At 62.9% G+C, this 4955-nt stretch carries 6 protein-coding genes and 1 pseudogene; 4 read left to right on the top strand and 3 right to left on the bottom strand.

Features of this window, described 5'->3' with window-relative positions; all coding sequences use genetic code 11:
• Positions 1 to 47 precede the first annotated feature (47 nt).
• Entirely contained in the window at positions 48 to 707 is a 660-nt protein-coding gene (locus tag ACXWUF_RS18540; RefSeq protein WP_458496082.1) for an LON peptidase substrate-binding domain-containing protein, read from the bottom strand.
• Positions 708 to 833: 126 nt separating this feature from the next.
• On the opposite strand from ACXWUF_RS18540, the pseudogene ACXWUF_RS18535 reads away from it, so the two are divergent.
• Both ACXWUF_RS18535 and ACXWUF_RS18530 read left to right on the top strand, forming a co-directional pair.
• Positions 834 to 992, top strand: a pseudogene (locus tag ACXWUF_RS18535) (Na+ dependent nucleoside transporter N-terminal domain-containing protein); the annotation flags it as partial.
• A 26-nt stretch (positions 993 to 1018) separates the two neighbouring features.
• Positions 1019 to 2083: a NupC/NupG family nucleoside CNT transporter gene (locus ACXWUF_RS18530; protein WP_458496081.1), complete on the top strand. Its 1065-nt coding sequence runs from the start codon at positions 1019 to 1021 to the stop codon at positions 2081 to 2083.
• Between the two features lie 19 nt (positions 2084 to 2102).
• On the opposite strand, the gene ACXWUF_RS18525 is transcribed toward ACXWUF_RS18530, so the two are convergent.
• Together ACXWUF_RS18525 and ACXWUF_RS18520 are read right to left on the bottom strand one after the other, a co-directional pair.
• Positions 2103 to 2726 (bottom strand): hypothetical protein, encoded by a 624-nt coding sequence (locus tag ACXWUF_RS18525; RefSeq protein ID WP_458496080.1) that lies wholly within the window; start codon positions 2724 to 2726, stop codon positions 2103 to 2105.
• A 182-nt stretch (positions 2727 to 2908) separates the two neighbouring features.
• Positions 2909 to 3562, bottom strand: a complete 654-nt coding sequence (locus tag ACXWUF_RS18520) for a hypothetical protein (protein WP_458496079.1) — start codon at positions 3560 to 3562, stop codon at positions 2909 to 2911.
• Between the two features lie 35 nt (positions 3563 to 3597).
• Between ACXWUF_RS18520 and ACXWUF_RS18515 the strand changes: the two genes are divergently transcribed.
• On the top strand, positions 3598 to 3771 hold the full coding sequence (locus tag ACXWUF_RS18515) for a hypothetical protein (RefSeq protein ID WP_458496078.1): 174 nt from the start codon (positions 3598 to 3600) through the stop codon (positions 3769 to 3771).
• A gap of 97 nt (positions 3772 to 3868) precedes the next feature.
• Positions 3869 to 4852, top strand: a complete 984-nt coding sequence (locus ACXWUF_RS18510) for an HDOD domain-containing protein (RefSeq protein WP_458496077.1) — start codon at positions 3869 to 3871, stop codon at positions 4850 to 4852.
• Positions 4853 to 4955: the final 103 nt, after the last annotated feature.

Below are 4955 nucleotides of genomic sequence, written 5' to 3'. Positions count from 1 at the left end.
GATCGTGGGCTAAAGCCCACTCCCACGCAAACCCACTCCCGCAGGAATCAATGCCGCGTCCCATCGGCCATCCGGGTGCCCACCACGTCAAATTCCAAGAGGTTGATGAGCTTGGCGACGCGCTCCCGCAGGCCGACTTCTTCCACCAGGGCTTGCCGCTCCGGCGGATCGAAGGGCAGTTGCCCGGTCAGCACGTTGGCGAGTAGCGGAATCGGCATTTGCTCCACCATGTTCCAGTTGGTCTCCATGCCCTTGCGCTGGAAATATTCCTTGAGCATGGCCAGCAGTTTTGGCCGCTCGTAATCCTTGTCATGGCCGACCAGCTCGTAATCGTCGGCGAACCGACCCCAATCGACCACCGCCCGGCGATAGCCCCGGGTGGTGGGGATTTCTTCGCGGATGTCGAACCGGCACACGCCGGTCAGCACAATCAGCAGCCGCCCGTCCTGGGTCTCGTTGAACGAGATGACGCGGCCCGCCGTGCCGGTGCCATAGACCGCTTGGTCGCTGTCCCCGGAAGGGTCGGGTTGCGTCATGCCAATCAGGCGCTCCGCGCCCAGGGCGTCGAAGACCATGTTGAGGTAGCGCGGCTCGAACACATTGAGCGGCAATTGGCAGCCCGGCATGACCACCGCGTTCGCCAGGGGAAAAATGGGCAGGGTGTTGGGCAGGCGGGGGAAAGGGAGGGTGAAAGGATTAGGTGCCATGGAAGCCTCGATTGTTCTAAAAGTGCAGCAGGCCGTTCGCTACAATGGGGACCGAAAGACCGCATAACAAGTCTGCAAGTTCCCTGCCCGGTTCCCGATCCTTTCTTCTCCGCGAGTGATTCCCCTATGCATCCCGCCCTGCAAAGCGCCCTTGGCCTGTTGGTTTTCTTAGGCTTTGCCTATCTGTTCAGCGAGGACCGCCGTCAGTTCCCCTGGCGCACCACGGTCTCGGCGTTATTGTTGCAAATCCTACTCGCGGCGGCTTTGTTGAAGCTGCCGCCCTTCAAGCATTTTTTCTGGCGCTCAATGATTTGCTGCTGGCCGTGGAGCGGGCCACCCAGACCGGCACGGCCTTCGTGTTCGGCTATCTGGGCGGAGCGCCCACGCCGTTCACCGAAGTCGGCGGCGCTTCCAGCTTCGTGCTGGCGTTCCGCGCCCTGCCGCTGGTGCTGGTGGTGAGCGCCCTGTCCTCGCTGCTGTTCTATTGGCGGGTGCTGCCCTGGGTGGTTAGGGCTGTGTCGCTGGTGCTGCGGAAGACGCTGGGCCTGGGCGGGGCGGTGGGATTGTCCGCCGCCGCCGATATTTTCGTCGGCATGGTGGAGGCGCCCTTGTTCGTGCGGCCTTATCTCCGCCACATGAGCCGGGGCGAAATCTTCTCGGTGATGACCTGCGGCATGGCGACCATCTCCGGTACGGTGATGGTGCTGTACGCCAGTTTCCTATCCCGCGCCGTGCCGGACGCGATGGGCCACATCCTGACGGCCTCGCTGGTGAGCGTGCCGTCGGCCATCCTGGTGGCGGCGATCATGGTGCCCACCGACGCCCCGGCCACCGAGGGCGAACTGGCCGCGCACTCCGGCGCCCGCTCGGCCATCGACGCCGTGACCCAAGGCACGCTGGCGGGGGTGGAGCTGCTCATCAACATCGTCGCCATGCTGGTGGTGTTCGTGGCCTTGGTGAGCTTGGCGAACATGCTGCTGGCGCTGCTGCCCGAGGTGGGCGGACAACCGCTGACCTTGCAGCGCGGCTTGGGCTGGCTGATGGCGCCGGTGGTGTGGCTGATGGGGGTTCCCTGGCATGAGGCGGGCGCGGCGGGTGCTTTGATGGGCACCAAGACCGTGTTGAATGAGCTGATCGCTTATCTGGATTTGGCGAAGCTGCCCGCCGAATCCTTAAGCGAACGCAGCCGCTTGGTGATGACCTACGCCCTGTGCGGCTTCGCCAATCTGGGGAGCTTGGGGATTCTGTTGGGCGGGTTGGGCACCATGGTGCCGGAGCGGCGGGATGAGGTGGTGTCCCTGGGCGCGAAATCCATCGTGTCCGGCACCTTGTCCACGCTCATGACCGGCGCGGTGGTGGGGATGCTGGTGTGGTAAGGCCACTCGGGTGGGCTGGTTAATCCCGCCGATTCCGTTTAAAGCCCCGCTCCGGGCCGCCGCCCTGGCGGGGCGGCTTGTCCACGGGCGCCGCGAACTGTTGCGACCGCTGCCGGTTCTCCCACATGGCTTCCTGGCGCCGCTGAAACTGCGCCGATGGCGGCTGGAAGGCCGGGGGCCGGGACTGGATTTCCTGTTGCTTGCGCCGTTCCCCCTGCTGCCAGTGGTTTGAATGCTCGGCCTCCTGGCGGCGCAGGCGTTCCTCTCGGGCGGGGTTGCCCTGCCACGCCGGGTTGGGGTGGTGAGAGCCGTTGTTGCCGCCACCGTTGCCACCAGAATAGCCATCCCGAGGCGGGCGGTGATTGTGCCGGTCTTGCGGCGGTGGCTCACGGCCCCGGTCGATGATGTAGCCTCCGCCGGACGGATAACCGCCCCGTGGGTAAGCGCCATAGTTGGAATAGCCCGGGTGCCCGCCGTAGTAATAACCCGGGCGACCGCCGTAGTAATAGCCCGGATTGCCGTAATAATGGCCTGAATAAGCGCCATACCCCCGGTCGTAGCCGCGCCCATATTGATGGACGCAGCCCGGCAGCAGCAGGGCTAGGCCGAGAATGAGGGACAGGCGTTTGATTGTGCTGTTCATGGCAATCCACCTAAACAGGAAATAGGGCATCTTGCCCCCCTCGCCCTCCGGGAGAGGGTTGGGGTGAGGGGGGATTAAAAGTTCAGTTTGTGGCCGTTTCGAGTATATACAGCGACGCCGCTGAATCCAGGCTGAACGACGGCGGGGCGATATTCCATAGGAGTCCCGCGCCCGGCCCAGGTTCAATGCCGATGGTGCCTGCCGCCTGGCCGCCGCGCTACCCGATGTGCGGCCTTGATGGGCTTGGCGTGGTGGCGGAAGGCTTTGATTTTGCCACCCCGCTTGGCCACATGATGGGCTTGGTGCCGCTTGTGTTTGGCGTGCCCGATCCGCCCCGGAAGGTGATGGGCGTGATGGAATTTGACGCGATGGCGCCCATAGTGCCCATGCCCGGCCTTCCGGTGGGTGATGTGGGTTTTATGCCCTTTAAGCCGGTACGGGGCGGCGTGGGCATGGTGGCGCTTGTGTCCGTGGTGACGGCTGTAATGGCTGTAATGAGGACGCCAAGCGTGGCGGTGGCTTCTGGCGTGCCGGTAATGATGGCCATGCCCCCCCCAATGGCGGCGGGAATGCCGCGACACGACGGCATCGGAACCCGTATCCCAGCTCGGCTCGGCAATCCGCCCGGAGCGGGGCGCGGGCGCGTCATCGCCCCGCTCCCGATGGCGGTTTTCCAGCCAGCCGCGCAGCTCGTCCAGGCGGGGCCGGGCGTTTGGGGTGGCGTCGTCCTCGTCCTCGTCCTCGTCCTCGTCCTCATCGGCCTCGGCGAGATAAATAAGGGATTTCCATTCCTCCTGGGCGCCCAGCTTTCCCGACAGCGCCAATAGCGCGCTCAATACGCATGAAACAGCAATCTGGCTGAATTTCACTGATGGATACCCCGAAAAAAACACGAAAAGTTAAAGTCACAGAGGCGCAATTTTTACAGATTGCCCGGAGTCCGCAAGTTGAACAAGTCGGAATGGCTTGGGAAAACACGTCATTCACCCCGTGGAAAAATAGAGCGCAAGGTAAATATTCACATCCTATTTTGGCTTCGATTTGACGACAGGCGACTACACTATTCCTCCATGGAAGAGAAAATTAAACCCATCCAGTCCATGGCATCGGGTCATTACAGCGCCACGCGCCCAGAACCAGAAATGACTAATCAGGGCGCTAAAACCGGGTCGGCGAAAGAGGAGGACAGCTTGAGCGGTGTCATGCCCGATTGGACGGCGATAGCCACGCCACCCGGCGGCGGCCTGAAGAATGCCACCCGTCAACCGAAGCGCCCGGTGACGGCCCGGTCGCTGGTCCAGGAGGTCGGCACGCTGTTCTCCATGCCTGGGGTCATTTTCAAGGCGGGCCAATTATTGGATTCGCCCTACGCCACCAACGCCGAAATCGGCGAAGTCGTCATCAATGATCCGCTATTGACCGCCCGGGTTCTGCAATTGGCGAACAGCCGATTGGGCAGCGCTTCGTCCAGGGTGGACATGGTGTCTGAATCCATCGCCATCATCGGCCTCGAAGCCCTGCGGGAACTGGTGGCCGCCACCCCCGTCACCACCCATTTCAACGGCATTCCGCCGGACATCATCGACATGGAGCGGTTCTGGCTGAACAGCGTGGTGTGCGGCGCCGTGGCCCGGTCGCTGGCGTTCCGGTGCCGGGTGTTTCAGAGCGAGCCGCTGTTCATCGCCGGCCTTCTGCACAAGCTGGGGCGGCAGGTGTTCTACACCACCCGCCCGGACCTTTACTGCGAAGTGCTGAGCATTTGCGACCAGAGCGAGGATTCGCTGAACCGGGCCGAGCGGGCCGTGTTCGGCTTCACCCACGCGGAGGTCGGCGCCGAGCTGTTGCGTAGCTGGGGATTGCCCCAGCGCTTGCAGGACGCCGTGGCCCATTATCTGGCGCCCTCCCGTGCGCCCAGCCATCCCAAAAGCGCCGCGCTCCTGCACATCGCCAGCGCCCTGGCCTGCAACATCGAGCCTTCCGTCAACCTAAGCGAAGTCATCTACGAGGACCGGGCGAGCTTCGAGCGGGGCGCCTGGAATTTGTTGGGGCTGCCCTTGCACGATGTCCCGCAGATCATCGACGAGGGCTGGGCGCAGGCGTTCGAAATCTTCAAGATTCTCCAGTAGGCAGTGGTTAGTGGTTAGTGGTTAGTGGTTAGTGGTTAGTGGTTAGTGGTTAGTGGTTAGTGGTTAGTGGTTAGTGGTTAGTGGTTAGTGGTTAGTGGTTAGT

The sequence above is a fragment of the Methylomagnum sp. genome, assembly GCF_054333355.1.
The sequence above is the reverse complement of the archived record's forward strand: the minus strand, read 5'-3'. Positions and strand labels throughout refer to the sequence as shown.